Origin of the sequence: Hymenobacter rubripertinctus (assembly GCF_003583925.1) — a bacterium.
Taxonomy (GTDB): domain Bacteria; phylum Bacteroidota; class Bacteroidia; order Cytophagales; family Hymenobacteraceae; genus Hymenobacter; species Hymenobacter rubripertinctus.
In genome coordinates this window covers 140,012-166,756 of sequence record NZ_QYCN01000012.1, presented here as the reverse complement: position 1 = coordinate 166,756, position 26,745 = coordinate 140,012, and the positions used below count along the sequence as shown (strand labels likewise).

General features: G+C 61.3%; 24 protein-coding genes and 1 tRNA gene. 15 read left to right on the top strand and 10 right to left on the bottom strand.

What is annotated here, in order from left to right; translation table 11 throughout:
- Positions 1–693 (bottom strand): hypothetical protein, encoded by a 693-nt coding sequence (locus tag D0T11_RS10005; RefSeq protein WP_119655645.1) that lies wholly within the window; start codon positions 691–693, stop codon positions 1–3.
- 119 nt (positions 694–812) lie between these two features.
- On the opposite strand from D0T11_RS10005, the gene D0T11_RS10000 reads away from it, so the two are divergent.
- Positions 813–2,927, top strand: coding sequence for a TonB-dependent receptor (locus D0T11_RS10000; RefSeq protein ID WP_119655644.1), 2,115 nt, complete (start codon positions 813–815; stop codon positions 2,925–2,927).
- A 326-nt stretch (positions 2,928–3,253) separates the two neighbouring features.
- Here D0T11_RS10000 and D0T11_RS09995 read toward each other — a convergent pair whose 3' ends face one another.
- The 3 genes from D0T11_RS09995 to D0T11_RS09985 form a co-directional block, all read right to left on the bottom strand.
- Positions 3,254–4,075, bottom strand: coding sequence for a universal stress protein (locus D0T11_RS09995; protein ID WP_182888328.1), 822 nt, complete (start codon positions 4,073–4,075; stop codon positions 3,254–3,256).
- 254 nt (positions 4,076–4,329) lie between these two features.
- On the bottom strand, positions 4,330–4,623 hold the full coding sequence (locus D0T11_RS09990; protein ID WP_119655642.1) for a hypothetical protein: 294 nt from the start codon (positions 4,621–4,623) through the stop codon (positions 4,330–4,332).
- A 45-nt stretch (positions 4,624–4,668) separates the two neighbouring features.
- A complete protein-coding gene (locus tag D0T11_RS09985; RefSeq protein WP_119655641.1) occupies positions 4,669–5,148 on the bottom strand; it encodes a hypothetical protein in 480 nt (159 codons plus the stop codon).
- Between the two features lie 153 nt (positions 5,149–5,301).
- Between D0T11_RS09985 and D0T11_RS09980 the strand changes: the two genes are divergently transcribed.
- Together D0T11_RS09980 and D0T11_RS09975 are read left to right on the top strand one after the other, a co-directional pair.
- On the top strand, positions 5,302–5,580 hold the full coding sequence (locus D0T11_RS09980; protein WP_119655640.1) for a GNAT family N-acetyltransferase: 279 nt from the start codon (positions 5,302–5,304) through the stop codon (positions 5,578–5,580).
- A 292-nt stretch (positions 5,581–5,872) separates the two neighbouring features.
- Positions 5,873–6,751 carry a universal stress protein gene (locus D0T11_RS09975; protein WP_182888327.1) on the top strand — a complete coding sequence of 293 codons (879 nt, stop codon included), beginning with the start codon at positions 5,873–5,875 and terminating at the stop codon, positions 6,749–6,751.
- A 107-nt stretch (positions 6,752–6,858) separates the two neighbouring features.
- Here the strand turns inward: D0T11_RS09975 and D0T11_RS09970 are convergent, their stop codons facing one another.
- The 3 genes from D0T11_RS09970 to D0T11_RS09960 all read right to left on the bottom strand — a co-directional run bounded on the left by D0T11_RS09970 (position 6,859) and on the right by D0T11_RS09960 (position 10,346).
- Positions 6,859–9,189 carry an endonuclease gene (locus tag D0T11_RS09970; protein ID WP_119655638.1) on the bottom strand — a complete coding sequence of 777 codons (2,331 nt, stop codon included), beginning with the start codon at positions 9,187–9,189 and terminating at the stop codon, positions 6,859–6,861.
- 190 nt (positions 9,190–9,379) lie between these two features.
- The gene (locus D0T11_RS09965; protein WP_317127262.1) at positions 9,380–10,105 is read right to left on the bottom strand and encodes a fasciclin domain-containing protein; all 726 of its coding nucleotides are present in this window, start codon (positions 10,103–10,105) and stop codon (positions 9,380–9,382) included.
- A gap of 169 nt (positions 10,106–10,274) precedes the next feature.
- Positions 10,275–10,346: transfer RNA gene (locus D0T11_RS09960), tRNA-Arg, on the bottom strand.
- 150 nt (positions 10,347–10,496) lie between these two features.
- Between D0T11_RS09960 and D0T11_RS09955 the strand changes: the two genes are divergently transcribed.
- Entirely contained in the window at positions 10,497–10,949 is a 453-nt protein-coding gene (locus D0T11_RS09955) for an organic hydroperoxide resistance protein (protein WP_119655637.1), read from the top strand.
- 96 nt (positions 10,950–11,045) lie between these two features.
- Here the strand turns inward: D0T11_RS09955 and D0T11_RS09950 are convergent, their stop codons facing one another.
- The 3 genes from D0T11_RS09950 to D0T11_RS09940 all read right to left on the bottom strand — a co-directional run bounded on the left by D0T11_RS09950 (position 11,046) and on the right by D0T11_RS09940 (position 14,661).
- Positions 11,046–11,930 (bottom strand): transglutaminase-like domain-containing protein, encoded by an 885-nt coding sequence (locus tag D0T11_RS09950; protein WP_119655636.1) that lies wholly within the window; start codon positions 11,928–11,930, stop codon positions 11,046–11,048.
- A 126-nt stretch (positions 11,931–12,056) separates the two neighbouring features.
- Entirely contained in the window at positions 12,057–13,259 is a 1,203-nt protein-coding gene (sucC, locus tag D0T11_RS09945) for an ADP-forming succinate--CoA ligase subunit beta (protein ID WP_119655635.1), read from the bottom strand.
- A 274-nt stretch (positions 13,260–13,533) separates the two neighbouring features.
- Positions 13,534–14,661: a glycoside hydrolase family 113 gene (locus tag D0T11_RS09940; RefSeq protein ID WP_147374599.1), complete on the bottom strand. Its 1,128-nt coding sequence runs from the start codon at positions 14,659–14,661 to the stop codon at positions 13,534–13,536.
- 138 nt (positions 14,662–14,799) lie between these two features.
- Here D0T11_RS09940 and D0T11_RS09935 point away from each other — a divergent pair, with 138 nt between their 5' ends.
- The 11 genes from D0T11_RS09935 (at position 14,800) to D0T11_RS09885 (ending at position 26,731) form a co-directional block, all read left to right on the top strand.
- Positions 14,800–15,462, top strand: a complete 663-nt coding sequence (locus D0T11_RS09935) for an ABC transporter ATP-binding protein (protein WP_119655633.1) — start codon at positions 14,800–14,802, stop codon at positions 15,460–15,462.
- Positions 15,463–15,929: 467 nt separating this feature from the next.
- A complete protein-coding gene (locus D0T11_RS09930) occupies positions 15,930–16,733 on the top strand; it encodes a hypothetical protein (protein WP_119655632.1) in 804 nt (267 codons plus the stop codon).
- 109 nt (positions 16,734–16,842) lie between these two features.
- Positions 16,843–18,771: a RecQ family ATP-dependent DNA helicase gene (locus D0T11_RS09925; RefSeq protein WP_119655631.1), complete on the top strand. Its 1,929-nt coding sequence runs from the start codon at positions 16,843–16,845 to the stop codon at positions 18,769–18,771.
- A 111-nt stretch (positions 18,772–18,882) separates the two neighbouring features.
- Positions 18,883–19,719: a glutamate racemase gene (gene murI / locus D0T11_RS09920; RefSeq protein WP_119655630.1), complete on the top strand. Its 837-nt coding sequence runs from the start codon at positions 18,883–18,885 to the stop codon at positions 19,717–19,719.
- A gap of 285 nt (positions 19,720–20,004) precedes the next feature.
- Positions 20,005–20,628, top strand: a complete 624-nt coding sequence (locus D0T11_RS09915; RefSeq protein ID WP_119655629.1) for a CsgE family curli-type amyloid fiber assembly protein — start codon at positions 20,005–20,007, stop codon at positions 20,626–20,628.
- Positions 20,629–20,669: 41 nt separating this feature from the next.
- On the top strand, positions 20,670–21,104 hold the full coding sequence (locus tag D0T11_RS09910) for a curli production assembly/transport component CsgF (RefSeq protein WP_119655628.1): 435 nt from the start codon (positions 20,670–20,672) through the stop codon (positions 21,102–21,104).
- A gap of 18 nt (positions 21,105–21,122) precedes the next feature.
- Positions 21,123–22,529, top strand: a complete 1,407-nt coding sequence (locus D0T11_RS09905; protein ID WP_119655627.1) for a CsgG/HfaB family protein — start codon at positions 21,123–21,125, stop codon at positions 22,527–22,529.
- A 220-nt stretch (positions 22,530–22,749) separates the two neighbouring features.
- Positions 22,750–23,703 carry a hypothetical protein gene (locus D0T11_RS09900; protein ID WP_147374598.1) on the top strand — a complete coding sequence of 318 codons (954 nt, stop codon included), beginning with the start codon at positions 22,750–22,752 and terminating at the stop codon, positions 23,701–23,703.
- A gap of 342 nt (positions 23,704–24,045) precedes the next feature.
- Positions 24,046–24,630 (top strand): hypothetical protein, encoded by a 585-nt coding sequence (locus D0T11_RS09895; RefSeq protein ID WP_119655625.1) that lies wholly within the window; start codon positions 24,046–24,048, stop codon positions 24,628–24,630.
- Positions 24,631–24,772: 142 nt separating this feature from the next.
- Positions 24,773–25,135: a curli-like amyloid fiber formation chaperone CsgH gene (gene csgH / locus D0T11_RS09890; protein ID WP_119655624.1), complete on the top strand. Its 363-nt coding sequence runs from the start codon at positions 24,773–24,775 to the stop codon at positions 25,133–25,135.
- A 66-nt stretch (positions 25,136–25,201) separates the two neighbouring features.
- Positions 25,202–26,731, top strand: a complete 1,530-nt coding sequence (locus D0T11_RS09885; RefSeq protein WP_147374597.1) for a carboxypeptidase regulatory-like domain-containing protein — start codon at positions 25,202–25,204, stop codon at positions 26,729–26,731.
- Positions 26,732–26,745: the final 14 nt, after the last annotated feature.

Genomic DNA, 26,745 nt, shown 5'->3' with positions numbered 1-26,745 from the left:
CTACCTACGCCATATCCGCACGGCGTTCAGGCTCCCGATGAGCAGCAGCAGGAGCAGGGAGTTGCGCCAGTCGGGGGTGAGGAGTGGGATGTAGGTGGCAGGAGCAGAAATCAAGCTCAGCCAGTTGAGAATTCTTGCTTTTGAGGTAGGCCGTACTGGTGGCGGCGCGTCGATATTCACTACGTCATTCCAAAGAGCAATACCAGCAGTGCTGCCTTTCACGGTGTATAAATAGAACGTGATTGGTTCATGTCTTATGTCCAGCCAATATCTCTTGAGTTCGTATTGATTGGCCCAGTCGTAGAGTTGAACCAAGTGCCCATAAGTGGATTGCGGGCCGAGCGTTACGCGGATTCCATCCTCGTCATTCGGAAAACTATGGAGTTGGCGATACGCCGCAAGTAATGTGCGTAAGTCAAAATAGTCAAGCCACAGATTCCCGGTAAGTTTGAAATTCTGCCAGGGACGAAAATGCTCCAGCTCCAGCACGGAAGCATCGTAAGGGCGTCCCCAAGACAGATTGCCGGACTCCAATAAGGGAGGCATTGTAATTTGCATGACAGTCTGCTGCTTCATCCCCCGCAACTGCGGCACCGCCACGCAGCCCAGCCACAGCAGCCACGCCAGCGCCAGCAGGCCCGGGGGGAGCAGCAGGCGGCGGCGGTGGCGGCGGGGTAGGGGTAACAGGAGCACAGAGCTAGGGGGCAGATAATCAGGAATGAATAGACGGTTTCGGGCCGATGTTCGGGCGAAACCAACTCCGGGGGTAATTTTGGGGTTAGTACGACTCAATCTACCTGTTTTTCCTCTTGATGCGTTACCGTTCCGCCGCGCTGCTACTCTTCCCTCTGCCGGCTCTGGCCCAAACTTCCGCCCCGCCCGATACTACCCGGGCCGTAGCCCTGCCCGAAGCTACCATCACGGGCTATGGCCAGCAGTTGCCGCTCCGCCGCACGGCCGCCGCCGTGGGCGTGCTGAGCCAGGCCGATTTCGAGCGGTTTCCGCAGAACGCCCTCACCCAGGCCGTGAACACGCTGCCCGGTGTGCGGCTGGAGGAGCGGGCCACGGCCAGCTACCGCCTCAGCGTGCGGGGCAGCACGCTCCGCTCGCCCTTCGGAGTACGCAACACCAAGGTATACTACCAGGGCATCCCGTTCACCGAAGCCAGCGGCAGTACACCCCTCAACCTGCTCGACCCCAGTCTGCTGGGCGGCCTAGAGGTGATTAAGGGGCCGGCCGCCAGCGTGTACGGGGCCGGCACCGGCGGGGCGGTGCTGCTCACCGGCCGCCGCCCGGCCGCCGGCGAAACCCACGTATCGGCCGGGTTCACGGCTGGCAGCTTCGGGCTGCGGCGCACCACGGCAGCCGTCGAAACGGGCACCGCCACCGGCTACTGGCGCGCCGCCTACGCCCGCCAGACCCTCGACGGCTACCGCCAGCAAAGCGCCCTGCGCCGCGACGTACTTACCATGGATGGCGAGTGGCAGCCCACCACCCGCCAAACGGTAGGCCTGCACGCACTTTACACCGATATCGACTACCAGCTGCCCGGCGGCCTTACCCGGGCGCAGTTCGCGGCCGACCCGCGCCAGGCCCGGCCGGGTACCGCTACGGCCCCCGGCACGGTGGCCCAGCGCACCTACTACGCCTCGCGCACGGCCCTGCTCGGGGCTACCCACGAAGCCCGGTTCACCGAACGGCTCAGCCTGCGCTCGGTGCTTTACCTGAGCGGCAGCCGCATCAACACGCCCTACCTGATTGATTTCGAGCGCAACACCCTGCTGGGCGGGGGCGGGCGCACGGTGCTCAGCTACCGCACGGCCCTGGCCGGCCGCACGCTGCGCCTCCAGGCCGGGGCCGAGGGGCAAAGTGGTTTCGAAAGCGCCCGCAGCTACCAGAACCGCGCCGGCCAGCCCGGTGCCCTGCGCTACGACGACGAGATTCGCACCCTCACGGGTTTCGCCTTCGCCCAGGCCGACTACGAACTGCCCGCCGGATTGCTGCTCACGGCCGGGGCCAGCTACAACCGCCTCCGCTACCGCATCAGCCGCTTATCCGATGCCGCCACCAACCCTACCGGCTACGAGCTGACGCGCGATTTCCGGCCCCAGGTGTCGCCCCGGGTGGCATTGCTGCGCGAATTTGGGCCGGCCCTGGCGGTGTACGGGAGCGTGAGCACGGGCTTCTCGCCGCCCACCGAAGAGGAAATCCGGCCCTCCGATGGTTCCATCAACCGGGCGTTGCAGGCCGAGCGGGCCACCAGCTACGAAGTAGGGGCGCGGGGCACCATCTGGCACCAGCGCCTGCGCTACGAGGTGGCCCTCTACGACCAGCGCCAGCGCCAGACCATCACCACCCGCACCACCGACCTGGGCACCCAATTGTTCCTGAACGCCGGCACCACCCGCCAGCGCGGGGTGGAGGTGGCCGTGAATGGGTTGTTATGGCGCCGCCGTTGGGTACGAAACCAATACTTTTCGGGAGGTTCACATCAGCAGACCCGTACTGAATCTAGCCTGCGCGCCTTCGTGAGCTATGCCTACAACCACTACCGCTTCGGCAGCTATCAGCGGGCCGGGCAGGATTTCAGCGGCCACCGCCTCACCGGCACCGCCCCCCATACGCTCACGGCCGGCCTCGATTTCAGCCAACGCCAGGGCTTCTACCTCAGTCCCACCGTCAACCACCAAAGCCGCCTGCCCCTCAACGATGCCAACACCGAGTACGCCGCCGGCTACTGGACCTTCGGCGGCCGGGGCGGCTGGCGCGGCCGCCTCGGCCCGCTGGTACTGGACGTGTTCGGGGGCGGCGAAAACCTGACCGACCGCCGCTACTCGCTCGGCAACGACCTCAATGCCTTCGGGGGCCGCTACTTCCAGCCCGCCCCCGCCCGCAACTGGTACGCCGGGGTGGCAGTAAAATGGTGAGGTAGAACGCGCGGAATTCGCCCCTTCACACGCCGTTCAGGTGCCGAACCCGGCGTACTGTGCCAACCGGCCGGGAGTGCGGGGGCCTGCTGCGGGAACTGCGGCCGCCGGCCGCGCTGCTTCCGGGGCAGTAGCCGGCCCCAGAGTGGTGTAGGCCTTTTACCCGTCTTCTGCCTGAAATCACCGGCTGCCGGCCCCGCAGTATCCGCCAGCAGCGGCTGTTCATACCGCAGAGTCATTGCCGCGCAGCTACACGTTCAGCACGCAAGGCAATGGGGCACCCCCAGCCGCCTGGGGTGCCCCGTATTTCGGAGCGGTGCATGTCGTTAGTCTGCGGTAGGCAGCAGCAGCATGGGCAGGCGGCCGTGCAGAATAACCTGGGAGGTAACGCTCCGGTTAAACAACTGCCCCCAAAAACTGCGCCGACGGGCTATGAGCACCAGCAGATCGGCGTGGGTTTCGGCGGCGGCCTGCAAAATGCCGGCCGGCACACTCCGGTGTCGGGTGCCGTGGGCATGCAGCCGGGTCGCCAGTCCGGTAACCAGCCCGCTGGTCGTCACGGCATCCAGGGCGGCGGTGCAGGTATCACTGTATTCGGGGGCGGCTATGTGGGTCACCGTCAGGTGGGGCTGAAGCACCCGCAGCAGCTCCCGCACCCCTTCCGGCGGCACTCCAAAATGAATGGGGGAGTTATCGGCCGCAATGTTAAGCCGCCGGGGCGGGGCGGTGGCAGCACTGTCCTGAGGAATCACCAGCAAGGGCGTGTGGGTAGCGCGCAGCAATTTCAGGGATGTACTGCTTACCAGTTCGTCGGGGGTGCCTTCGGTATTGGGTTTGCCCAGTACCACCAGGGCCGGCGCATAGCGGCGCACGGCCTCCGCCAGCGCGTCCTCCACGCTGTCCACCGTCGATTCCACGGTTACCGGAACGGCCAGCGCCTTCACGCGCTCCTGCAAAGCGGCAGCTACTTCGCCCTCGCTCAGGTGCCGGATACTCCCATTAAAAGTATCGGGGTCGAGCAGGGTTTCGCGTCGGATATGCAGCACGACCAGCGCCGCCTTCACGGGCACCGCCAGGGCAGCGGCATAACGTAGCGCCTGGTCGGCGGCTGGGGTGAAATCAGTCAGGACGAGGAAGGACGTAGCCATAAGCATAACGAATTAAGCGTGAGAAAAACGGTGTATATGCCGGGAGCAGTATACGTAAAAACCCGCGCTAGACCGTCGGAACCAGCAAAAAAAGCTGCCTCTGCCGCCAACGCGCGGTACGCAGGACTCCGCCCCCGGTCGGCCCCGGGGCCGGTGAAGCCGTGAAGTTCGGTGTAGAGGAGGAGCAGGCGTCAAAAAAGCCCCCCTACACTCGGTAGGAGGGCTCCTGATACGGGATGAAGGCCGACCCGTGATTAGCGGTTGTTGTCGTCGATCGGGTTGTTGAACCCAGGATTCATTATCTCATCGGTCATGCTGGAGTTATCCGGATCCGGCCCCGTGGTGGCGCTGCCGGCCGGGGTACCCGACATGGCGTTTTCGAGGCGGGTAGACGTGTCCAGCGTGCCTTCTTCGTCGCGCTTGTAGCCGTAAAGCTCACGGCGGTGCTTGAGCTGCTCCTCGGTCAGGTTGCTGTTCTCGGCATCCAGGGCGGCCGCAGGATCCTGGTTGAGTTGGGGGGCCGATTCTTTCTTTTTATCAGTGCTCATAGTAAAGTCAGTCAGGGGTGAACGGAAACAGGGAAGACGATGCGCCTACTCTTTGTCGGGCTTGGGCATTTCATCGCCTTTGCCGGAGCCGGGAATACCGCGCCCTTCGTCGGGCCGGAAGGCGCTGAACTCGTCAGGGTTGTCGTTCTTGCCCACGTTCGGGTTTTCGCGGTGCTCGTCGCCCTCGGGAGCGGGGGCATCGGTGTGGTTGGCGGGCTCGTTGGTGGGCCAGTTGCGGGTACCGCCACCGTAGCGCGGGTCGTCCTTGGCCCAGCCTTCGCGCTGCTCTTCGTATTCGGCGTCCTGCACCGCACGCACGGCGGCCGGGTCGAGGTTCTGGGGGGTACTACCGCGCTGCTCGGCAAAAGCGATGGACGGGGCGGCCTGTCCGCCCTGGGTAACGCTGTCGTCGGGAGTAGCCGGGGTAGCGTTTTCGGGCTTGCCAAACTCCCCATAGTTGGGCGTATCGTGGCCGTTGGAAGCGTTTTCGGGCGTAGCGGGGGAATTGGGCGCGTTGTTCTGCATGAGATGGAGCGTAGGAGAGAAGAATAGAAAAGAAGCCGCCGGGTAAACGGCCACCGTAGCTCTGCATACGTAAAACCTCGGCAAACGGCGGTGTCCGGCAAATTTCCCCCGGAATGCTCCGCTCACCGGCCCGTCTCCGCTATTCCCTTTCTTATGTCCGCCACTGTTCAGCACCACCCCCAAAACCAGGAGTTTACCACTACCAAAAGCGGCCACTCGGCCGAGTTAGCGTACAGCGTGCCTGCTGAAGGAATCATGGACTTCACGCACACCTTCGTCGATGAAGCCCTGCGCGGGCAGGGGGTGGGGCAGCAGCTGGCCCATGCCGGCCTGGCATATGCCCGTCAGCACCAGCTGCGGGTGCGCACCAGCTGCTCGTTCATGCGCCAGTTTGTTGCCGCTCATGCGGAGTACAGTTCCCTGCTGGAGTAAAAGCCGCCTAAACGAACGAAATACGTGGGACAATGCGGCGCGGCGGCTACTTGTTGGCTGCGGCAGCCCGGGTACTGGGCGCAGTATGGCCGCCCCTTTTCGTTGGAGAGAATCCCCGCCGGCAGACCGCTTGGAAGCTGGAGAGTAGCGGTAAATCTTGATTAAACTATATTATGTCAAGAAAAAATTTAATGGATTAGCGCCTCCTTCCATCCGATAAACTGATATATTGTCTGATCGGGGAGCCTTTAAACTGCATCTTCATTACGACAGTATGTTGATATTTAATGTCTTGACCGATTTTTCTGGCGCTGCGGCCAACGCGCTGCATTATGCGGTGGTGCTGGCGCAGTACGTTGGAGCCCGGATTCAACTCTGGCACATTGCAGCGGATGCGGGAATCGGGGCAGTGGCAACGGCTTATTTCTCGCTGCCTGCCCAACCCCTGACGCCTGCGCAAGCCCTGCAACTACTCACGCAGCAAAGCCGGCAGGTCAACCGATTGGTGCCTTGCCAGGCCGCCCTGATATCTGCCGCCGCGCTTCACGACCTGGCTGCCCCTGCCGGTGGCGGCCCGGCCCACCACGTGCTGGTCGTTGGCAATAGCCGCCCCATCAAGTCTGTGAGTTCGGCGGAAACCAGCACTGCCCTCCATCTCATCCGGACGATGCGGCACCCTCTGCTGGTCGTGCCGCTGACGTATCGGGTGGGAGGCATTCCGCGCCGGATTGTGCTGGACACCGACCACCGGGCGGTCCGGGTGCCGGTAACTGCCGAGACCATTGCGGCTCTGCTGGCCCGGCTTACGGCCTCACCCCGCCCGCTCACCCTTACCCACCTACCTGCCGATGTGGACCACCTGCTGCAACAGGTTATTCCGGCTATTCTCGGTTTGCACGTGTATACCGGTGAAAAAGCGCCGGAATTGCGGGAAACGGCCCACCAGATCCGGCAGACGGGACTGGTAAGCGACCTGGCCCATACCGTTGCTACGGTGCGCCATTCCAGCGTCGAAGAAGGTATCCGCCACGCCGCTATGCGCCACGGGGCCGAGTTGCTGGTTTTTATCGCCCGGCAGCGCACCTGTGCCGGCCCCCGGTTTCTGCGCAGCGTCACGGCCGGCCTGCTGGCCCACAGCCGGATTCCGGTCCTGGCCGTGCCCGAAGCCTGACGGTTCACCGCGCTCAGATGGCCCGATGGCCCGATAAGTGCTACGCCCCGGCTTCCAGAGCGGAAACCGGGGCGTAGGGCCTAATCAAGGGGAAAGCCGGTGGCCAGTTAGCGTTGTATGGCTACGCGGCTGGTGTAGCGCACGCCGGCGGCCGTAACGCGTACGAAGTACAGTCCGCTGGTTACTGCCTGCACATCCAGCGTCGCGGCCTCGGTGGCGGTAAGGGTTTGCGTATAGTGCAGCACTTCCTGCCCCAGAGCGTTGCAGAGGCTGATAACGGCCGTCTGGCGGCCCCGCAGGCCCGGCAGGCGCACTTGTAGGCTGCCCACGGCCGGGTTCGGGAATACCTCGATTCCACGATTCAGCGGAGCGGCCTGCGTGGCGGCCGTAACGGTGGCGCAGGTGCTGGTGTGGCTGCCTACGTTGGTGTACACATCGGTGCCGAGGAACTGCCATTCGCCCGCCGCGTTGCTCCAGCGCTTCTGGCCGCCCTGCACGCTGGCCTTGCGCACGATGGTGGCGTTGGTGGTGCTGCCGCCGCCCGGCAGCTGCCAGCCGCCCGCCGGCTGTTGGCCGATTACCCCAATGATGTCCAGCGTATCGGTGCCGTCCATGAGTAGGAGGGCATCATCGCCATTGAAAAAGCACACGCTGGATTGCAGATCGGCCTGGGCCTGAACGATGGGCGATGCCACGCCGGTATTGGCAATAACGTACACGTCGCCGGGGGCGATGATGCCGGTCAGGGCCTGGGTAGCGGTGGGAGTGGTGGCCCCGTTGGCAAACAGCCGCACCTCAATACCGCTCAGGCTGATGGGCGCGGCCGACGGATTGTAGATTTCCAGGGCCTTGGTATTAGTGGCCGAGCCCTCCACGTACTCCGAGAAGTAGAGGTCGGTGCAGGGGGAGTTGGCGGGGGCCTGGTCGTCGTTGGCGATGGTGAGTACGTGAGCCGCCGGAGAACCCAGGATGGCCCCTCCCGTGGTGGGCGTGCCCAGCACCAGCCGGACGGTTTCGTTGGGTTCGGGCTGCGTGTCGCCCACGATGGTTACAGTTACGGTCTGCGTCTGGCTGGCCTGGCCCGCGCTGAAGGTCAGGGAGGTGGTGTTCAGCACGTAATCATCGGGGCTGGTGGCCGAGGTGCCGCTGGCACTTACCGTTACCGGAATAGTCACGGCCGCCGAAGGAGCGCTGCCACTCAGCGTCACGCTGACCGTGTAGAGGCTGGTACCCGCGTTGCCTTCCGGAATGCTGCCCGCCGCCGTAGCAAAGCGGATAGTTGGGGCCGCGCCATCGTCGTTGGTGATGGTGAGTTCGTGCTGGGCGGGGCCACCTACGGCCGCCCCGCTGGAGGGGTTGCTCAGCGCCAGCACAACGGTTTCGTCGGCCTCGGGCGTCGTGTCGCCATTCACCGTCACCGTCACCGGCTGCGAAGTCTGGCCCGCCGCGAAGGTCAGGATTTGGGGTGAGCTGAAGGTGAAATCCTGGCCGCTGGTAGCCGTGGAATTAGCCGCCTCGAAGCCCACCTGCACCGTCAGCGCCGCCGTGGGGGCTGGTGCAATGGTTACGTTAACGGTGTAGGCAGCCGTGCCGGAGTTGCCCTCCAGAATGCTGCCCGTAGCGGTAGCAAACGAGAAGGTCGGCAGCACCTGGAAGCCCCAGGCACGGGCCACCAAGTCCGGATAAGCCACGTAGGGGTTGAAGTTGCCCTGGCTTTTAGCTGCCCGCCGGTTCCGTTCCCGCTCGCGGGCATCCACTGGGTCGGCCAGGTGCCACTGGTAGAGCGTGTTGAGGTCGGCAGCGGCCGTAATTACTCCCTTGCCCGGATCAAACGACTGATTCTGGTGCATGGTGTAGAAGTAGAAAACGGCCCGGGCCAGATTGCCTTTATGGTCTTCCCGGGGCTCGAACTGCGAGTTGGTATCCTCGCTGTACTCATCGATATTGCTGGTAGGAATGGCCGTCTGACTCTGCGTATTGCGCATCCAGAGCTGGGTTTGCGCGTCCGGAATCTCGGCAAACGGATCGGAGCCCCGGTTCGAGTTCCAGGTATCGTAGGTCGGAAACAGGTGGTGAATATCGGAGCGCATCCGCACCACCTCATTGAACCACGACTGCGGCACCGTATGCTCGCAGTTGATGCGGCTCACTACGCCGGGGCTCGTATTTGAAGAATCCAGTTTGACGGTTTCAGTATAACCCGAGTACACGCATACTACGCGGCCGCTCTGGTTATCCACGTAGTTATACATCTTGCCCCGGGCCGCACTGTAGCTCAGTTCCACCCGCTTGCCGTCGTACCAGTTCTGGCGGAGCCAGTCTTTCAGGTTCTGACCTTGCAGGCTGGTGGCAGGGGCGGCTGGCAGGGTTTGGGCCGTAGCAGTAGCCAGGCCGAAGCTCAGGACAACGGCCAGCATCCGGGTAAAGAAGTGTTTCATGAACCAGTGGATCAGGTGTGTGAAAAAGAACCGACTTCAAATATCGGGAAACTTTCAGCATTGGTCCAGTGGCCCCCAGGTAGTGCATTATGCCCCGGCCAGCGCTGAATTTTGCGCCAAGGCAGGGGCACAACGCACGACTGCCAGCCGGTGAGGGCTGGCAGTCGTGCATCAGTGAAATTCGGTTAGCTTATTTGGTCGGCATCAGAACGGTGTCGATAACGTGCGTAACCCCGTTTTTCGACACGGCATCGGCCACAACTACGTTGGCCATGCCTCCTTTGGCATCATGAATCATAACCATGTTGCCACTGCGGTGCACGGTTAGCTGTTCCCCTTCCACGGTTGTCAGCATCTGGCCGTCCTTCAGGTCGGCGGCCAGCAACCGGCCGGGCACCACGTGGTAGGTCAGAATGGTAGTGAGCTTCATCTTGTTCTCGGGCATGACCAATGCGCTTACCGTACCGGCCGGCAGCTTGTCGAAGGCGGCGTTGGTCGGAGCAAAAACGGTGAATGGCCCGTCGCTTTTGAGCGTACTAACCAAGTTGGCAGCCTTTACGGCCGCCACCAGCGTAGTATGGTCGGCCGAGTTGACGGCATTATCCACGATATCCTTATCGGCCGTCATCATGGCTCCGCCAACCATCACACCGGCTGGGGTATTCATTTTCATATCGGCCATATCAGAACCTTCGCGGGGCTTGGTGGTGGCCTTCATTTTGGCTCCGTTGGCCGATTTGCCTTTCACCTTGGTCTTGCCGTCGTCGGCTACCTTGGTCTTGGTCATCATGCCATCATCGGTTGTGACTTTGGTTTTCTCATCATCCGATTTCTTTTTCGTCTTCCCCTGAGCTACGGCCGAGCCGGTAGTCAGGGTAAACGAGAGGGCCAAAGCGGAGAGCAGGTACTTATTCATGGCGGAGGGGGGTAAAGTGAGGATGCACATCAGGTAAGTGCCCGCCTTGTACGCTTATCCGCCGGATAAAGATATAAACCGGGCAATGCCTATACCGGCGCTATACCCTGGACAAGGGATGCCGGAAAAGAAAAAAAGCTCCTCTGCGCAATGCAGAAAAGCTTTTTAGTGGTCGCGCTAGGAATCGAACCTAGATCTAGAGCTTCGGAGGCTCCCATACTATCCGTTGTACTACGCAACCCGGTAGTGAGGGGCAAAACTAGATAGAAAACACTCGTTTGCCAAACCAGCACTGCCTTTTTCTGCGAAATCCTGTACCTGCTAAAGGTAACCTTCCGGTACTCAGCAGAGTTATTTACGCAAAACCACTTTCTGACTACATATTCCCCTTATGGCAAGCACTGAAAAGAAGACCCTGTACACCGCCGATGCCACCGCCATTGGCGGCCGGAGTGGCCACGTCCGTTCCGCCACCGGCCTCATCGACATGGATATGTCGGTACCCGAAGGACTGGGGGGCAAAAAAGGCGCTACCAATCCCGAAGAGCTTTTCGCTGCCGGTTACGCGTCCTGTTTTCAGCAGGCCCTGCTCGTTGTTGCCCAGCGCGCCGGCGACAAACTCGACCCCCAGACCGAAGTGAAATGCGCCGTTTCTCTGTTTCAGCAGGGAGAGGGCTACGGCCTGAGCGCCGTGCTCGACGTGGACCTGAAAGCCTTTGACGAGCAGAAAACGATGGACATGGTTCGCCAGGCCCACCAGATCTGCCCGTATTCCGTGGGTACCCGCGGCAATATGGAAGTAGAACTGCGCGTGAAGGGGGAACTCATGCCCGTGGCAGGCTAACTGCCTGATTGCAGCGCCCGAATGCCCGAACGGCCCCGGAACCTTAGGATTCCGGGGCCGTTCGGGCATTCGGGCGCTGCAATCAGCTATTCGCGTTTACAGCCCATTCGCACTGGCCGACTTAGCCGTGGGCAGATCTGACTGGGAAGGCGACGCATAAAAAGTAGCGGCGGAATTGGTATAGCGGATGTTATGAATGGACTCGGTCCGCTGGAACACCACGGGCTTATGGGCACCCACCGGTACCAGCATCAGGCCTGTGCGCGCCGACTTTACATCGTAGCGGTTGTCCATCACGGTATCGAAGTAGAACAGGTATTGATTTACCCATCGGAAGTAGGAGCCGGCCCGCGCGTTCGTGGAGCTGAGTACGGTCAGCTCGTCGTTCTTGGCCAGCAACGCCTGTTGCAACTCCACGGCATTCAGCGGCTTGTCAGCCAGCATGGGAATGATATTGGCCTGGGCATCAACCATGACCCACTTGCCCAGGTCGGGGAGCCAGGCTTCGGCCAGGGCATGGCCGGCGGCGGAGCTGCGGGTTTGAACATCGGCCGACTTCAGGTACAAGGGGCGGGCCGGAATGCCCACGGCGTTAAAGGCTGCCGTCAGAACCAGCCCATATTCCACGCACTGCACTTCCTGCCCAGCCTGGGCGGCTTTCAGGATGGCGAACGGGTCCTGGGACTTGAACGTCTTGTGCCCGTCGTGTTCCAGCCGGAAGTGCACCCATTCGCACAGGGCGCGGGCGCGGCCTAAATCGGAGGTTTCTTTGGCAACGACGCCTTTCAGCCCGAACATTTCCCGGAAGCGGGTCAGGTAAGGGGTACCCGATGAACTGAACTCAAACGGATACGCTACCGGGTCGAGGGTGGTGAGGTAAGGGTAGTCGTGTTCCCGGTTGCTCACGTTAGCGTCCTGAGCCTGAGCAGCAAACGTCAGGCTCAGCGCGGTTAGCAGCAGGGTAAAAGTCTTGCTTTTCATAAAATAAAGCCAATGAGCTGCTCTTAACGCGGGCGGGCGGGTGCGGGTTGAGAAGCGGGCAAACAAAAAGCCCGCCCGAGGAACGGACGAGCTTTTCGTTTAGCAAACTAGTCGAAAAAAGCTGAGTTAAATGCTCTGGGCTGCCAGAACTTCCTTCACTTTCTGGGCCGCATCCTTCAGCAACACGGCCGAGAATACCTTCAGGCCGCTCTCATCAATGATGCGGGCTCCTTCTTCGGCGTTGGTACCTTGCAGACGCACGATGATGGGCACCTTAATGTCGCCGATGTTCTTGTAGGCTTCCACTACGCCGTTGGCAACCCGGTCGCAACGTACGATGCCACCGAAGATGTTGATCAGGATGGCTTTTACGTTGGGGTCCTTCAGGATGATGCGGAAACCGGCTTCCACCGTCTGGGCGTTGGCTCCACCCCCTACGTCGAGGAAGTTGGCCGGCTCGCCGCCGCTGAGCTTGATGATGTCCATGGTGGCCATGGCCAGGCCAGCGCCGTTCACCATGCAGCCCACGTTGCCATCGAGCTTCACATAGTTGAGGTTGGAAAGCGACGCTTCTACTTCCAGCGGGTCTTCCTCGTTGGTGTCGCGCAGCTCGATGAAGTCCTTGTGACGGTAGAGGGCGTTTTCGTCGAGCGTTACCTTGGCGTCCACGGCCAGGATTTTGTTGTCCGAGGTCTTCAACACGGGGTTGATTTCGAACATAGCCGAGTCGGTTTCGTCATAAGCCTTATAAAGGGCCATTACGAACTTCACCATCTCCTTCTGCGCCGGACCGGTCAGGCCCAGGTTGAAGGCGATTTTAGCGGCCTGGAAGGGGCGCAGACCCACGCGCGGGTCAATGTGCTCGCGGTGGATTTTCTCGGGGTGCGCTTCGGCAACTTCCTCGATGTCCATGCCGCCTTCGGTGGTATAGATAATCACGTTCTTGCCGGTCGCGCGGTCCAACAGCACGCTCATGTAGTACTCCTTGGTTTCCGACTCGCCGGGGTAGTACACGTCCTGGGCTACCAGCACCTTGTGTACTTTGCGGCCTTCGGCGCCGGTTTGCTTGGTAACGAGCTGCATGCCGATGATCTGGCCGGCAATTTCTTTTACCTGCTCCAGGCTTTTGGCGAGTTTCACCCCGCCCCCTTTGCCGCGGCCGCCCGCATGAATCTGGGCTTTGATCACGTACCAGCTGGTGCCGGTTTGTTCCGTCAGCTTTTGGGCCGCTGCCACGGCTTCTTCGGCCGTATCGGCCACGAGGCCTTCCTGCACGCGCACGCCGTAGCGCTTCAGAATGTCTTTGCCCTGATACTCGTGAATGTTCATAGAGGTCAGTTATGGATCCGTTATGGGGGTGTTTTCTAACCGCGAAAGTAGGGAGAATTGAGTTGGGAGTTGGTAAAGGCGCGGGAATAGTTGGGGCTTGGCCGCAGGTAGAAGCGTCAAAACCGGGTCATCCTGAGCGGAGCGAAGGATCTTATCACGTTAGAACGAGCCGTTGATGCAGCCGTTCTAACGTGATAAAATCCTTCGCCCTCGCTTGATGCGCGAGAGGCTCAGGATGACAAGCTCTTTTTTGCTCATTCCTCCGTACCACCTCTCACTTCCGAAACCACTCGGCCATAATGTGCTCGGCGGGTTTGTGCTGGGGTGTGAAATCGAGGTGGCGGCGGGCGGGGCCGTCGGGCTGGAGGGCGGGGTACCACTTCCAGATGAACAGACCCCCGAACCAGGGCCGGGGCCAGAACGTCTCGAACATGGCCGCGTAGCAGGCCGCCTGGGTCGCCTCGTCGGGGGGCGTGAGCACGTCCAGGTGGTTGGGCCAGGCCCAGGGCTCCACGGCGGCGTCGGGGGTGGTTTTGTAGCCGATTTCGGTGAACACGAGGGGCTTGCCGTACTTCTTCTGCACGGCTTCCAGCCGGCGCAGCGGCTCCCGCCAGGCCACCAGCAGGGCCTTCTTCGTGGGCCGCTCCGTGGTGCTGAGCGGGAAGTAGGCCTGCACGCCAATGAAGTCCAGCGCGTCCCAGAAACCGACCTGCTCGAACTCCCCGCTCCAGTTGGCCGCGTACGTGAGCGGCCCATGGTACGCCTGCCGGATTTGCTTGATCAGGGCCCGCCACTCGGCCTCGTGGCTCACCGTCTGGGCCAGCTCCGTGCCGATGCACAGGCCGTCCAGCTGCGCCGATTCAGCCAGGCGGGCATAGTGCAGGATGAACGTGGAGTAGCTGGCAAACCAGGCCTGCCAGTCGGCTTCGGAGGTCATTTTTACATCACCGGGCCAGGTGCCGCCCCCGCCGCGCAGCCACAGGTGGGGTTTGAGCAGCGTCCGGATGCCCTGCTCCCGCGCCCGTTGCGCCGTTGCAATCAGACCCGCGTCGCTCTCCCCCCAGTAGTGGCGGTTGCCTTTGCCGATGCTCAGGCGCACTGCGGGCGTAGCCGCACCGGCCTGCCAGCCGAAGGGCGTCTGGGCAATCCAGCTGACGCCGGCCCGGGTAAGCGGGGCCATATCCAGGGACGAAACCGAGTCGGTGCCCACCCAACTCACGCCCCGCATCCGCTCCGGGAAGCGCCCGGGCGCGGCAGCGGCGGATGTAGTTGCGGCTACGGGCGAGCCCGGAACCAAGCGGGGCCGCAGCCACCAGCCCGCGCCCAGGGCCAGTAGCAGCAGCACTGCCAGCAGTAGCCGGGAAAAGACGAGAAAACGGTTTGACAAGGTGGCAACAGGCATAGGTAGGAGGGAAGATAGGCGAATTCCGAAGCGTTTGGGCGCATGCCACGCACAACTCCTGCTTATTTACCACCGCAACGCCCGACATTCCGTAGATTTGTTTTCCGTACTCCGGCTCACTTTACCCCTCGCTCCGTTTTGCTGCAAGCCATCAACGTCCGTAAAAGCTACAATACGCTGGAGGTGCTCAAAGGCATCGACCTGACCATCGAAAAGTCGGAAATCGTATCCATCGTGGGCTCGTCGGGGGCCGGTAAAAGCACGCTGCTTCATATTCTGGGCACGCTCGACAACCCCGACTCGGGGGAAGTGCTCTTCGATGGCGAGTCGGTCAGTTCGCTGGGCCGCTCCGATCTGGCCCGGTTCCGCAACCGCCACATTGGGTTCATCTTCCAGTTTCACAACCTGTTGCCCGAGTTCACGGCCCTCGAAAACGTGTGCCTGCCGGCCTACCTGGCAGGGCGCTCGGAGAAGGAAACCCGGGTGCGGGCCCGCGAACTGCTCGGAATGCTGAACCTGGAGCGCCGCGCCGACCACAAGCCCTCGGAAATGAGCGGGGGTGAGCAGCAACGCACGGCCGTGGCCCGGGCCCTGATCAACTCGCCCGAAATCATCTTCGCCGATGAGCCCAGCGGCAACCTCGACTCGCAGAACGCCCACGAACTGCACCAGATTTTCTTCCTGCTGCGCAAAGAGCTGGGCCAGACCTTCGTCATCGTCACCCACAACGACCAGCTGGCCGAAATGGCCGACCGTACCATTACGATGAAGGATGGTAACATCTGGGAGGGCGACCATTAATAGCAGAAGTCAGGCACGCCCTGCGCAACGGAAAACGCCGGCCCCGAGCCGGCGTTTTCATGGGCCAACAGGCCGCTGAGTTGCTGACAAGCAGCCCCGTATTTTGTGCCGGTTGTTGGGCAACTAAGCAAAGGCGCGCTGGGGTTTAGCCTGTATTCGACCCCGGTTACGCGTCCGTTCAGAGCCGGACCGTGCCGTGCCAAGTAACCCGCACTTCCGTTGATGCGCAAGCAGACGGGGCTGCGGGTTTTCAGTTTGGTGGAAAGGGGTCGGTCGGTGCAAATCAGGTTAGCTGGATTGGATGAAAATACTTTCGGCTAACCTGATTGGTAATATTATTTGTAAGTGTCTGTATATCAACGATAAAAATTATATAAAAACCTGCTAATTATTGCACGTTTTACGGACTGGCTCGGTTATATTTACGTAAACAAGTACGGTATTACAGGAACCTAACGGAAAACACCATGAGCCAAGCAGTGAAAGCCCCCAAAGAGCCCATCCGCAAGCCCAAAGTAGAAAGCTACGACTTGTCGCATTCCGATGAGACGCTGCATCTGGCCACGGATCTGGCTAAGTTCATCAAGGAAAACAAGCTTACGACCAACGTCCAGGGCAAGGAGTTCGTGAATGTGGAAGGCTGGCAGTACGCCGGCTCCCGCCTGGGCATCGTGCCCGTGGTTGAGCACGTCATCAACGTGAGCAACGACCAGGAAATTAAGTACCAGGCCAAAGTCATCCTCTTCGATCTGAAAAGCGGGCAGACGGTAGGTGCCGGCTTTGCAGTGTGCTCCAGCAAGGAGCAGGGCAAGAAATTCTACCAGGAGTTTGCCATCATGAGCATGGCCCAGACCCGCGCCATTGGCAAGGCCTACCGCAACATTCTGGCCTGGATTATCCGCGCCGCCGGCTACGAGCCCACCCCGGCCGAGGAAATGGACTACGGCAACAACATGCCCGCCGTAGCTGAAACGCCCCCCGCTCCGGTGGCCCAGCCGGTTGCAACTCCTGCTGCCGTCGCCATGAAGGCCGTTCCCGCTGAGTCGGCCGTCGCGGCTGTTTCGGAGCCTGCGGCTTTGGCGTATGCCTCGGCTTCGCAGAAGGAGGAAATCATTCGCCTGTTGAATCACCCGGTCGTTACGCGGGCCGAGAAGACCAAAATGCTGCTCAACATCAACCGCCTTGACGAGGAGCGCGCCACCCAGGCCATTGCCAAGCTGAAAAAGGCCATCGACGACCGTGAGAACGGACCGACGGCCGTGGCCGCCTAATCCGCTGACACTGCCTTACAAGAGCCCGGTTCCGCAAGGAATCGGGCTTTTTTGGGTTCCTTTCCTAATGCTTCCCCGAAGGCCGGGGTGGGGTTTGTACTTTTGCCCCATGCCCTCTGAACTCGCGACCGACGATATTCTGCACGTGCTGCGCCAGACCTGGGGGCACACCCGGTTCCGGCCCTTGCAGGAAGACATTATCCGGGCGGTGCTGGCGGGGCAGGATACGCTGGCGCTGCTGCCCACCGGCGGGGGCAAAAGCATCTGCTTCCAGGTGCCGGCGCTGGCCCGGCCGGGGCTGTGCCTGGTGGTGTCGCCGCTGATTGCGCTGATGAAGGACCAGGTGGAAAACCTGCGCCAGCGCGGCATCAAGGCCGAAGCCGTGTACGCCGGCATGAGCCACCAGGAAATCGACCAGACCCTCGACAACTGCGTGTACGGGCCGGTGAAGTTCCTGTATGTGAGTCCTGAGCGCCTGCTGACCGATATGTTCCGGGCCCGGGTGTCGAAGATGAAAGTGAGCTTATTGGCCATTGATGAGGCGCACTGCCTCTCCCAGTGGGGCTACGATTTCCGGCCGCCCTACCTGCGCATTGCCGAGCTGCGGGCACTGCTACCCGGGGTGCCCTGCATCGCCCTCACGGCTACCGCCACCGAGCAGGTGCGCCTCGATATTGTGGAAAAGCTGCTGTTCGGGGCCACACACCGCGTTTTTCAGCAGAGCTTCGCCCGGCCCAACCTGTCGTACTCAGTGCTGAGTACCGAGGACAAGCTGAAACGGATGCTGGAAGTGGTGCGCGGGGTGGGGGCCGAGAAAACGAGCATCGTGTACGCCCGCACCCGCCGCCAGACCGAGGACGCCGCCCACTATTTGCAGCAGCAGCGCATTGCCGCCGCCGCCTACCATGCCGGCCTGCCCTCCGACCAGCGCACCCGCGTGCAGCAGGACTGGATGCAGAACAAAACCCGCTGCATTGTGGCCACCAACGCCTTCGGCATGGGCATCGATAAGCCCGACGTGCGCCTGGTAGTCCACCTCGACGCGCCCGATAACCTGGAGGCCTACTACCAGGAGGCGGGCCGCGCCGGCCGCGACGAGAAATATGCCTTTGCCGTGTTGCTGACCGGCCCCAACGACGCCGACGAGCTGCGCCGCCGCACCCGCCTGAGCTTCCCGCCGCTGGATACCGTGCGGCGGGTGTACCAGGCGCTGGCCAATTTTTCGCGCACGGCCGTGGGCGGGGGCGAGCTGGTGGCCTTCGATTTCGACTTGCAGCAGTTTGCCGAAACCTACCGCATCCGGGCCCTCGACGCCCACAACAGCCTGCGCACCCTGGCCCGCGAGGGGTTCGTGCAGCTCAACGAAGCCGTCAGCAACCCCGCCCGGGTCCACATCCCCATCGACCATACCGACCTCTACCGCTTCCAGGTAGCCAATGCCCAGCACGATCAGCTCATCAAGAGCCTGCTGCGCTTTCACGGGGGTGAGATGTTCGCCGGTTTCCAGCGGATTTCCGAAAACAGCATCGCCCAGCACCTGCGCCTGAGCGTGGTGGATTTGCGCAAGATGCTGGTGTTCCTGCACCGTTCGGGCATCATCCAGTTCCAGCCCCGCCACGAGTCGCCCCAGGCCCTGTTCACCACCCCGCGCCACGACGCCGACAAGCTGCCGCTGGAGCAGAAGCGCCTGCACCAGCAGCGCGACCTGGCCATTCACAAAACCGATTCCGTGATTCGGTACGCTGCCGGCAGCCGCTGCCGCCAGCAGCTGCTACTGGAGTATTTCGGGGAGCTCGACGCGCCGGCCTGCGGGGTGTGCGATTTCTGCCTGGCCCGCAAAAAGGCCCGCCAGGATGCCACCCCGCTGCCCGAGTTGCGGACCCAGCTGCTGGAGTTGGTGAGGGTCACGCCCCAGACGCCCCGCGAGGTGCTCGCGCACTATGCCCCCGGTCAGGCTTCGGCCATTACGGCCCTGCTGCGCGATTTGGTGGAGCTGGGCGAACTGCGCTACACCGCCGACGGCCGGCTGAGTGGATAGGAACTCACTGCTTTTGGTAGGTTATTTTGCTGGTGCAGGAAAATAACCTACCAAAAGCGCATGATCACATTGCCGCAGAACCCTGTCCGCATCTTGTATCTTCGCTACCCAATGGCAGCAATTTCCTCCCCTTCCGACCTGACTACCCGCCCCATCGGTATCTTCGATAGCGGCATTGGCGGCCTCACCGTGGCCCGGGCGGTGGCCCAGGCGCTACCCCACGAGCGACTGGTGTACTTCGGCGACACGGCCCACCTGCCCTACGGCGACAAAAGCACGGCCGCCATTCAGGCGTACGCGGTTAAAATCTGCGACCTGCTGCTGCGCCAGCAGTGCAAAGTCATTCTCATTGCCTGCAACTCGGCTTCGGCGGCTGCCTACGAGCTGGTGCGCGAGTACGTGGGTTCCAAGGCGCGGGTGCTCAACGTCATCGACCCCATCGTAGAGCACGTAGGGCAGCAGTACGCCGGCCGCACGGTGGGCCTGATTGGGACCAAGCAAACGGTGAACAGCAACGTGTATAAGAAGAAAATCGACGACTTGGATGCGGGCGTTGATTTGCGCAGCCTGGCTACCCCGCTGCTGGCCCCCATGATTGAGGAAGGCTTTTTCAACGGCTCCATTGCCAGCAACGTCATCGAAACCTACCTCTCCAACCCGGCCCTCGACGGCATTGAGGCGCTGGTGCTGGCCTGCACCCATTACCCGCTCATCAAGCAGCAGATTACTGCCTTTTACCAGGGCGGCACCGAGGTGCTTGACGCCTCCGACGTAGTGGCCCGGCACGTGCGTAGTTACCTCGAAGGCCGGCAGTTGCTGGCCGAAACCAGCCCCACACCCCCGCGCCACCACTTCTACGTATCGGATTTCACGCGCTCCTTCGAGGAGAGCACCCGCATTTTCTTCGGGCAGGAGGTACAACTGGAGCATTACCCGCTCTGGGAGTAGCCGTTGCGACACACAATTTCCGAACGGGTGTAGTACCCGGTTGGCGCTCCGGCGGTCAACCGGGTATTACTTTTTATGTGCGCCATTAGTTGGCTGACAGCACCGTACAGCCGCTTTTCGGTTCCAACCAAGAAGAAGGGACCATAACGGGAAGAATATTGATTTGTATTATTTTATTATATAATTACATTTATGTCGATTTAATGGCGGTTGCTACTTGATAAGATTCAACTAACGAATCTGGCTGTGTTGGCCCGCTATGTACCTGCTTGGTCCCCGCTCGTTATGCCCGCAACCCCGCCGCCGCCTGCTACTGCTCACCCCATCGTTTGCTCCCTGTGGTGGCGGCCGTGGGTGTGGGGTGTGTGCTGCTTGCTGCTCTGTTTGCTGAGTGCAACGGCAGAGGCGCAGATAGCGTCCCCCGAACTCCCGCCGCCGCCGTCGCCGCCCAAAGAGGCCGTAGTCAAGGAATCGGAGGCGGCCGCGCTGCCACCCAAGAAGCTGGAAGAAGCCCTGCGCCTGCTTTTGCAGGTGGTTTCCGATTCGTCGGCGGGGCAGGCGCGGCGGCAGTTCAAGGCCACCGAAATCGATGGGCTGGTGATGGACCAGACGATTTCCAAATTCGGCCACGACTTCTACGACCAGTTTTACACCCATTGGGAAGTGCCGCCGGGCGTGACCGATTTCACCATTGTAGTGCGCGAAAAGCCCGCCCGGGGCACCAGCACCCTGATTTCGCTGGAAGTCAACGACAACGAGCTACTCGAACTGCCGCTCCAGCCCAAGGCGGAAGTAGTGGAAGAGCTGGCCGCCTATGCCCTGTCGGTGGCGCAGAGCTTCCTGATCCAGGCCCGCGAGGAAAGTCGCCAGCTGGAGCATGGGGGCCGGGTGCCGCCCGAAGTTTTCTGAAATGCCGATTCTGCTCTGTTCTTCCCACTATTCCCATCGTTATGAACTCTCCCGTACTCCGCGCTGCGCTGGTGGCGCTGCTGGCCCTGGTTTCTCACTGCGCGCTGGCCCAGGATTTCGTGTATGAGCCCAAAAACCCCGCTTTTGGGGGCGGCAACACGTTCAACTATTCCTGGCTCCTGAGCTCGGCCCAGTCCCAGAACGCCATTGCCGACCCGGCCGCCGCCACCTCCAACCCCTTTCAGCAGGACCCGATCAAGCAGTTCGAGCAGAACCTGAACCAGCAGATTCTGGGGCAGCTGGCCCAAAAGCTGGTGGGCAACCAGTTCGGCAGTGCCGGGCAGGGCTTGCAGGCGGGCAACTACAACGTGGGCTCCTACCAGATCAACGTGGTGCCCTCCAGCGGGGGCTTTTCTATTCAGATAACGGACACCAACACCGGTAACCAGACCACGGTTACGGTGCCTTATTTCTAATTCTGCCAACTCTTACCTATGGTACGTTCCGCATGTCGTCGGGTGTTGTTGGGAGTGGGGGTTTGGGGGTGCGCTACGGCCTGCGCCCCGTTTTTTCATCAGCCGTTTAGCCAGGAGAAAGCCCGGTTGGGGGCCGACGCGGATGCCAACCGCTCCCTCTACCAGCTGCCCCCGCCGCGGGAACGGATTGTGGCCGCCGTGTACAAGTTCCGGGACCAGACCGGCCAGTACAAGCCCAGCCAGAACGGGTCGAGCTTCTCGACGGCCATTACCCAGGGCAGTACCAGCATTCTGCTGCGGGCTTTGGAAGAGTCGCGCTGGTTCAACCCCATTGAGCGCGAAAACCTGGGCAACCTGCTGAATGAGCGCAAAATCATCCGTTCCAGTCGGGCCGAGTACCAGGACCTGACCGGTCAGCGGCAGCCGGCGCTGCCTTCGCTGCTGTTCGCCGGCATTCTGCTCGAAGGCGGGGTGGTCTCCTACGATGCCAACGTGATTACCGGCGGGGCGGGCCTGCGCTACTTCGGGGCCGGGGCCTCGGGCCAGTACCGCCAGGACCGCGTGACGGTGTACCTGCGGGCCATCAGCACCAGCACGGGCGAAATCCTCAAAACCGTGTACACCTCCAAAACCATCCTCTCCCAGCAGGTGGATGCCAGCCTGTTCCGGTTCGTGAACTTCAAGCGTCTGCTGGAAACCGAAACCGGTTTCACCTACAATGAGCCTACTGAAATGGCTGTGAAGGAAGCCATTGAGAAATCGGTGGAAGCCATGGTGTACGAGGGAATCCGCGACAATCTGTGGTTCCCGCTCAAGGAAGCCGATGGACAAGGCCCCGCCGTGGCCGCTTACTTGCGCGAAAAAGAAGAAAACCAGCAAACCGACGTGCTGGGCCGGACCCAGCGGGAACGGCGCGGCCGTTTGGGTATTGGCCTGAGCGGGGCCGTCACGCGCTACAACGGCGACTTCAAAAGCCCGCAGCTACGGGCCGGGGGGCAGCTCAGCCTGCATTACCAGGCCGCCAACCCTAAACTGGCGGCGACCGTGAGCGTGGGCCGCTTCGAGCTGGGGGCCGGCGACTTCTACCGGGAAACGTTCAACTACCTGGAAGTTTGCGGGCAGTATCGGCTGTTTCCCCAGGACCGGTTCACGCCGTTCCTGCTGGCGGGGGGAGGCGTTACGGCCCGCGCCCAGGGCAACAGTACGCGCACTGCCCTGACCCACCTGACGGCCGGAGCAGGGATGGAGTATCTGGCCACCGACCGGTTGGGACTGAGCCTGGGCGTGGAGGGCCGCTACTTCCTCACGGATAAGTTGGATAGAATTACGCTGGGGAAGTATAACGATTCCTATGGCACATTACGCGCCGGGCTTACATTTTACCTGGGCCGCAACCCGGCCGGCCGGAGTGAGCCTATTCGTTAAGTGCTAAAATACGGGTTTTTCAACTGGTTATCAGAAAGTTAAGTTGGGTTGGGTAACTGTTGGTCTGTTTTATGATTATTTCAAATAATATTTTAACTTTTTTTATTAGATAACACTTGACTTTTAATTTTAACTATATAGATTTGTATTATTACTCCGGAGGTAATAAGAAAATAGAATTTTAATGCAAGAAAAGTTAACGTCAAACCCCACTCCCATCATGAAAAAGCTCTCTTTCTTCGCCGCATCGTTGTTCATTGCCGGAGGCGCTTTTGCCCAGGGCAATACGCAGTCTTCCACTTCTACGGGTAGCAGTAACAATGTAACCGTTACCCAATCCGGCAGCTCCAGTACGGCTCTGGGTACCCAGACGGGCAACAGCAATAAAATTACCCAAACGCAGAATGCCGGCTCATCCAACTTAGCTTCTTCGGATCAGAAGAACAGTTTTCAGACCTCAACCCAGACCCAGACGGGTAGCAACAACCAGGCTCGGGTAACGCAGGGGGACTTCATTCCGCTCGACAACGGTAACGTGGCTACCCAGACCCAGAACGGCAACGGCAATAAAGCCACGGCCACCCAGCTCAGCGGCCTCAACCGCTCCACCCAGGAGCAGACCGGGGCCAACAATGAGGCCACCATCTTCCAGAGTGGCAGCGAGAGCAACGTGGCGCGCCAGCGCCAGCGGGCTTCGCTGGACTACGGGGCCTTCGACAACAAGGCCAGCATCTCGCAGATTGGCCGCGCCAATAACGCGGATCAGGATCAGCGCGGGCTGCTCAACCAGGCTACGGCCACTCAAAGCGGCTACGAGAACACCTCCACCCAAACCCAGGGCGGGCTGATTCACAGCTTCAACAGCCGGGCCTACGTGGAGCAGATCGGGGGCAACAACCGCGCCTCCCAGACCCAGCTGCTGGACGAGCAGAACGCCCGCATTGAGCAGGATGGCTTCAGCAATACGGCCGTGCAGGAACAAAGTGCCGCCGCCGACTTCCGGCCCGGTAACAGCGCCTACATCGATCAGGATGGCAGCTCGAATTATGCCCGTCAGCGCCAGCTGGGCTCCGGCAACGCGGCCTCAACCTACCAAGGCATGAGCGGCAACTCCAGCGACGTGCTGCAACTGGGTAACAACAACAATAGCCTGGTGAAGCAGAACCATCCGTAATCGGGGTCTGCTAATCAGCCGGCTGGTGCGCCGGGGAGGTGCAGAGTGGCCCGGCGGGGTTCCGTCGGCTCAGTCCGGGCCTCCACCAACCGCCCCGGTTCGTGTGCCTGCCAACCGATAGCGCACTGATTGCAGTTGTCTGCGCGTACGTTCTCTCCTATAAAAGCACCATGCCGCTGCACGTAGCCGGCTGGTGCTTTTGTGGTTTATGAATATAATTTGCATTATAATTTTATTGTTAATAAATAACCTTATTTTTATACGTGCCATCCGTTATCCACGTACTTACCGGCCATTATCGGGTAGTCAACCTCTTCTTCCACGCATTCAATCTTGTGAGCTATGATACCATCATCCAAGTATTTGTTCTGGGGCCTGGCGCTGCTGGTCGCCACGCAGGCCCAGGCCCAGAGTCGTCAGGACCCGGCCGATATCAGCACGGGCCAGCAACTGATTCAGCAGGGCGGCACCATGCAGGGGGGGGCAGCGGCTAGTGCCACCGAGAACCAGGCCATTCTGAATCAGCAGGGCAACGGCAACCAGGCCACCATCGAGCAGCAACTGCTGAGTGCCGGTCGGGGCAACGTGGCAACCATTCTGCAAACCGGTAACGGCAACGCCGCTGCTGCCCTGCAAACCGGATTGGCCAACCGCACTACCATCACGCAGGTAGGAGCGGGCAATGTGGTCGTCAGCGACGTGACGGGCTACAACACGGAATCGACCATTTCGCAGACCGGTAACCTTAATCAGGTGAATCAGCAACTGGTACGGGATAATCAGCGCTATTCGGTGGAGCAGCAGGGCAACGGCAACAACCTGTTGCAACGCGAAACCGGGGGCAATGCCCCGGGCTACAACGTGACGATGCACGGCAACGGCATCAAGGTAATGATTGAGCAGGGCCGAGTCTCGGCGCAACCCTGAAACCCCGTTTCGGAGGCATTCGGGGGGTTCTCGGGTGCCTCCTGCGGTTCACCTCTTGCTGCGCTCTCGGCAGATGACGGTACCGGGATACCGTTCTCGGGTGCCTCCTGCGGTTCACCTCACCTGGCTAAACTCCTTTTGTATGTACCCTCTGCTATTCGTATTACTGACGCCCCTGGCCGGTATGTGGCCGCAGCCCACCGGCCCCTGTCAGGCGCGCCTTGACGCCCAGCGTACGGGCGAACTGCTGACGCTGGTCGGCCATTGTCAGAATACTTCTGACCAGCCCATGGAGGTGCGCTACGAAATGGTGACCGACAAGCGCGGCGCGGCGGGCACCAGCCACAACGCCCAGTCGGGGTACGTGACCGTTGCGGCCCGGGAAAGCGGCGTGCTTTCGCAGAGTACCATGAATGTGGGCGAGGCCGACCACTACGCGGTGCACTTGCGCCTGTTTGGGGCCGATAACCGCCTGCTCGCCCAGGATTCCCTCATCCGGCCCTGATTGGCCCGATTTCCGCTCCTGCTCCCCGATTTTTTTCGCTTGTTTCCCACCCGTTTTCCCCTGCTGATGTTTTCTTATCTGCGCCTGGCAGCCCGGCTGCTGATGGTTGTACTATGCGTGCAAGCCCTGTTGGGATGTGAGGATACGACGATTGAACCGGCCCGGAACGGCGGCCTCACGGGCGTGGTGCTCGATAGTAAAGACAATCAGCCCTTGGCCAACGTGGCCATTACCACTAATCCGGCTACCTCATCTTACACGACCGATGCGCAGGGGCGGTTTGACATTCCCAGCCTGCTGGTGGGCAAATACGCGCTGAGCATTAAGAAGACCGATTACAAGCAGGAGACCGTGAACGTGCAGGTCAACCTGGGCGCTACCACGGAGGTAAGGGTTATCCTGGAGAAATCGGCGGGCACCAACCGCCGACCGAACGTGCCCGCCAGCCCCAGCCCCGCCGACAAGGCCACCGACCAGAACACTACCCTCACGCTGAAGTGGCGGGTGAGTGACCCCGATGGTAAGAGCGACACGCTCCGCAACGACGTGCTGCTCTACGAAAGTAACTCCACCGACCGCCGCCAGCTGCTCACCAACTCCCGCGACACGACGGTGAGTGCGACAAATCTGAAGTATAACACTACCTATTTCTGGCAGGTGACCGTACGCGACAAGGCCGGCGAAACCGTGCGGGGCGACGTCTGGAGCTTCCAGACCAAGAGCCAGCCCGACAACCGCTACCTGTTTGCGCGCACCCAAAACGGCAACACCGACATCTACTCGTCCGACGAAACCGGGGCCAGCCTGCTCCGACTCACGTCCTCGCCGTTCGTGGAAACGGCCCCCCAGCTCAGCCCCAACCGCGACCGGGTGGCGTACACGTCCAATGCTACCGGCCAGTTTCAGCTCTACACCATGAACCGCGACGGCTCGGATAGCCGCCAGGTAACGCTACTGCCCGTGGATGGCTATTTCAACCAGGGCATCGGCTACCGGTGGTCGCCCGACGGGGCGCAGCTTATTTACAGCAGCTACAACAAGCTCTACCGCATCAACCGCGACGGAACCGGCCTGACGCTGCTGGCCACGGCCCCCGCCAACCGCCACTTCCGGGAGTGCGACTGGACGGCGCTGGGCAACCGCATTGCCGTGCAAACGGTGGGCGTGAGCGTCTACGATGCGGAAATCTACCTGCTCAACGCCGATGGCACCAACCCTACGCTGGCCGTCAGCAACCAGCCCGGCCGGCTCGATTCGCCTTCCTTCAGCGTGGATGGCCGCCGCCTGCTCTACACCCGCGACGTGGACGGGTACGAGGACGGCACCGGCCGCCAGCTCAATGCCCACGTGTTCACCCAAAACCTGGACGGCACCGGCCTAGTCGATGTATCGGCCGGAGTGAGTGGCACCACCACGTCGGGCAAGCCACTGGGGTTTAATGATGTGCTGCCCCGGTACGCCCCGGACGGGGCGCGCATTATTTTCGTGCAGGTGAACAACGTCGCGCAGTCGGTGCCGGATACCTGGGTGATGGACCTGGATGGCCGCAACCGGGTACGGCTGTTCCAGAACGCCACGTTGCCCGACTGGAAATAGGCCGGGCCGGCAGG

Coding starts and splice junctions, on each gene's coding strand:
- D0T11_RS10000 (WP_119655644.1), top strand. CDS start 813: ATGCGTTACCGTTCCGCCGCGCTGCTACTCTTCCCTCTGCCGGCTCTG.
- D0T11_RS09995 (WP_182888328.1), bottom strand. CDS start 4,075: ATGGCTACGTCCTTCCTCGTCCTGACTGATTTCACCCCAGCCGCCGAC.
- D0T11_RS09990 (WP_119655642.1), bottom strand. CDS start 4,623: ATGAGCACTGATAAAAAGAAAGAATCGGCCCCCCAACTCAACCAGGAT.
- D0T11_RS09985 (WP_119655641.1), bottom strand. CDS start 5,148: ATGCAGAACAACGCGCCCAATTCCCCCGCTACGCCCGAAAACGCTTCC.
- D0T11_RS09980 (WP_119655640.1), top strand. CDS start 5,302: ATGTCCGCCACTGTTCAGCACCACCCCCAAAACCAGGAGTTTACCACT.
- D0T11_RS09970 (WP_119655638.1), bottom strand. CDS start 9,189: ATGAAACACTTCTTTACCCGGATGCTGGCCGTTGTCCTGAGCTTCGGC.
- D0T11_RS09965 (WP_317127262.1), bottom strand. CDS start 10,105: ATGAATAAGTACCTGCTCTCCGCTTTGGCCCTCTCGTTTACCCTGACT.
- D0T11_RS09955 (WP_119655637.1), top strand. CDS start 10,497: ATGGCAAGCACTGAAAAGAAGACCCTGTACACCGCCGATGCCACCGCC.
- D0T11_RS09950 (WP_119655636.1), bottom strand. CDS start 11,930: ATGAAAAGCAAGACTTTTACCCTGCTGCTAACCGCGCTGAGCCTGACG.
- sucC (WP_119655635.1), bottom strand. CDS start 13,259: ATGAACATTCACGAGTATCAGGGCAAAGACATTCTGAAGCGCTACGGC.
- D0T11_RS09940 (WP_147374599.1), bottom strand. CDS start 14,661: ATGCCTGTTGCCACCTTGTCAAACCGTTTTCTCGTCTTTTCCCGGCTA.
- D0T11_RS09930 (WP_119655632.1), top strand. CDS start 15,930: ATGAGCCAAGCAGTGAAAGCCCCCAAAGAGCCCATCCGCAAGCCCAAA.
- D0T11_RS09925 (WP_119655631.1), top strand. CDS start 16,843: ATGCCCTCTGAACTCGCGACCGACGATATTCTGCACGTGCTGCGCCAG.
- murI (WP_119655630.1), top strand. CDS start 18,883: ATGGCAGCAATTTCCTCCCCTTCCGACCTGACTACCCGCCCCATCGGT.
- D0T11_RS09915 (WP_119655629.1), top strand. CDS start 20,005: ATGCCCGCAACCCCGCCGCCGCCTGCTACTGCTCACCCCATCGTTTGC.
- D0T11_RS09910 (WP_119655628.1), top strand. CDS start 20,670: ATGAACTCTCCCGTACTCCGCGCTGCGCTGGTGGCGCTGCTGGCCCTG.
- D0T11_RS09905 (WP_119655627.1), top strand. CDS start 21,123: ATGGTACGTTCCGCATGTCGTCGGGTGTTGTTGGGAGTGGGGGTTTGG.
- D0T11_RS09900 (WP_147374598.1), top strand. CDS start 22,750: ATGAAAAAGCTCTCTTTCTTCGCCGCATCGTTGTTCATTGCCGGAGGC.
- D0T11_RS09895 (WP_119655625.1), top strand. CDS start 24,046: ATGATACCATCATCCAAGTATTTGTTCTGGGGCCTGGCGCTGCTGGTC.
- csgH (WP_119655624.1), top strand. CDS start 24,773: ATGTACCCTCTGCTATTCGTATTACTGACGCCCCTGGCCGGTATGTGG.
- D0T11_RS09885 (WP_147374597.1), top strand. CDS start 25,202: ATGTTTTCTTATCTGCGCCTGGCAGCCCGGCTGCTGATGGTTGTACTA.